This window comes from Candidatus Marinimicrobia bacterium CG08_land_8_20_14_0_20_45_22, from assembly GCA_002774355.1.
GTDB lineage: Bacteria > Fidelibacterota > UBA2242 > UBA2242 > UBA2242 > 0-14-0-20-45-22.
In genome coordinates this window covers 1-2,529 of sequence record PEYN01000085.1, presented here as the reverse complement: position 1 = coordinate 2,529, position 2,529 = coordinate 1, and the positions used below count along the sequence as shown (strand labels likewise).

Sequence of the window (2,529 nt, the reverse complement as noted above, 5' to 3'; positions counted from 1 at the left end):
TATCGTAAACCGCCAGGCGAACCATATCGCGCTTGGGAATGTTGAACCGAATTTTCGTTGTCGGATTGAACGGATTGGGGAAATTTTGGGATAGTTCCCATTTCGTGGGAAGGAGGGTTTCCGGCGCTGTGCCCAGTGGCGTCACGGTTAGAATGAAACTCGTCGTATCAGACAATTCACCCACGCCGAGGTCTTTGACAATGACGACGATCGTGGCTATTCCGACAAATCCGGTTTGCGGTCTTAAATAAACGATCGATCCGGACGTGTGTCCCATGACGGAAGTCTTCACGCCGGTCGTGTCCGATGTTACAATAATGCGATGAGCATCTCCCGAAGGTTCGGGATCATCGGTATAAGTCGGATAAATCTTGATCTGTTTAGCTTCGACAGTCGTCGTATCACGCATTGCCTGAAGGACAGGGGCGTGGTTTTCCGGTTCCGGTCCCGATGCTTTCTTCACGAGACGTAGTTCATCGACGAAAATCTTGCCTTTGGACGCGCAGGTCTCGCCTTTTTTCAAGAGCAAGCCGTCGAGATTATAGTGATGGCCGTCCATGTTACGGTTTGCGCTGATGAAGTCGCCGACCTGCGTTGCATCGCCCAAATCCCACTCGACCAACTTCCAGCCGATCCAATCGATCGGCGTCCAAGTACCGACTTCGATAATGTCAGATGTGTACGTTCCGTCTGATTTTTTCTCATAGAGCGAGAAATTGAACAGATTTTGACTGCCGTCGCCGTAAACGAAGCATTGAATCGTGTAAGTCGTGTCGATATTGATAGTGGTCGGCGGACTGGCATTGATGTGATCGCGGATTAAATGAGTAGCCGACGAATCGTCCCAGGCGTACTCGATAAATGCGGATTTTTTACTGGCGGCGTCGAGAGCATAACCGGGCGCATAATTCGTCGCGATGTACCCGAAATTGCTCAACGAACCGATGATACCGGTAGTCGAACCGCTGTATTCGGGTTCCTGCCACAAACCGGAGCCGGTGAAAGCGTCCACCGTCTTTTTCTCCGTATAATAAGAATTTGCCGTGTGGAAGGTGAAATCGATTGGCGACGTCATCGGATTTCCCAGCGTGTCCGTCACGGAATTCAGAAAAGAGACGCGGATGTCAGAGTTCGTCGGAATCCGTGAAAACGGACGCAAATTGAGAACCGAGCGGTTGTTATGAACGGTCAGCATCGGATCGACCACGACGTTTCTGCCATTATACTGGAACGAAATCTGGTCGGCGATCACCGTTTGTTTATTGATCTGTTCGTCGAAACCAATAGCGATGACGTCTTCAACGTCCATATATTCGTCTTCGGTAGTTGGAAATTGAAATTGAACGACTGGTCCGGTCAGATCGACTGCCAGTGTTCGGAAATTGACTGTAAACGAGTCGCCTTCCGTGCCGTCACCGTTTCCGTCGATGCTTCTGGAATTGATGTCTTTCACATTTGAATTCAGCGTAATCTTATATGCGGTATCGAAAGTGAAACTGGGATCGAACTGAACGGTCGCCGTTTTAGCGTCGGTTGACCATTTGATTGAGGCGACTGTCGCAGTCGGCTCTATCAATAAGCCCTGTGAGAGCGTATTGACGTCCATCGTTTTGGAAAAAGTTAACACGATGTCGCTATTGACCGGGATTGTATCGCCTTCGGACGGAGTTGAACTGACGACGATCGGCGCAAAGGAGGGAAGCGGATCGCTTTCGGCGAGAGCCGAGCCATTGGATTCATTCCAGAATCTGTCGAGCGCAGTCGCCGCATAGTAATATTTCCCGTTATAATCCTGATTACCGGTGTAAGAATCGGTGAACGAGTAAGAAACCGGATCGCCGAAATGAATATCGATAATGTCGTCAGTTTTCACGTCGAGCGAATCATCGGTTGAACGGTAAATCGCGTACCATTGTTTTTCCGTTTTTGAGACTGACGGTGTGACCGTCAGCTGGTAATTGAGCGAGTCGATTTTAAGGATAGCCAGAGATGGATTAGCGGGCGGGATGTTGTCAATCAGACCCGAACCGCGGATTTTAGTGTTTCTTTTGAAAAATGTTTTTCCCGCTTCGTCAAAGTACTGATATCCTTTCCAACTTCCGTAGCTAAAGAATTGAAAACCGTCCACCCATGTGAAAGTGCGGCATGCGTTGACGATTTCGGGATGACGATTCCAGATTTTCTGTTTATCGAGAATATACGAGCCGGGACCGACGGAAAAGAGTCTGCCGTCTGAAATTCCTTTTCGAATCCAGGGACCCCAGGAAGAAGTGCCGTTGTCCAGCATTCCTTTGAATCCGTCGCCGGTCGTCCAGTGATAACTCATCGGAGTTAGCTGATCGATGTAGCCTTCATTGAACCAGAGCGCCGCATCCTGATAGACTGAACCATAACCCTGCCAATCCGACCAATTATATTTTCCCAACGCGGCAACCGAGAGGCGCACCCACGGCTTGACCGTCTGAATCGAATCGTGAAGCGATTTGACGAATTCGGTGACTGACCAGCGCCACCAATCTTCCCACGACG

General features: G+C 49.6%; 1 protein-coding gene. It reads right to left on the bottom strand.

Annotated elements, in window-relative coordinates; translation table 11 throughout:
- On the bottom strand, positions 1-2,529 hold a 2,529-nt coding region (locus tag COT43_05275; GenBank protein ID PIS28905.1), incomplete at both ends, for a hypothetical protein.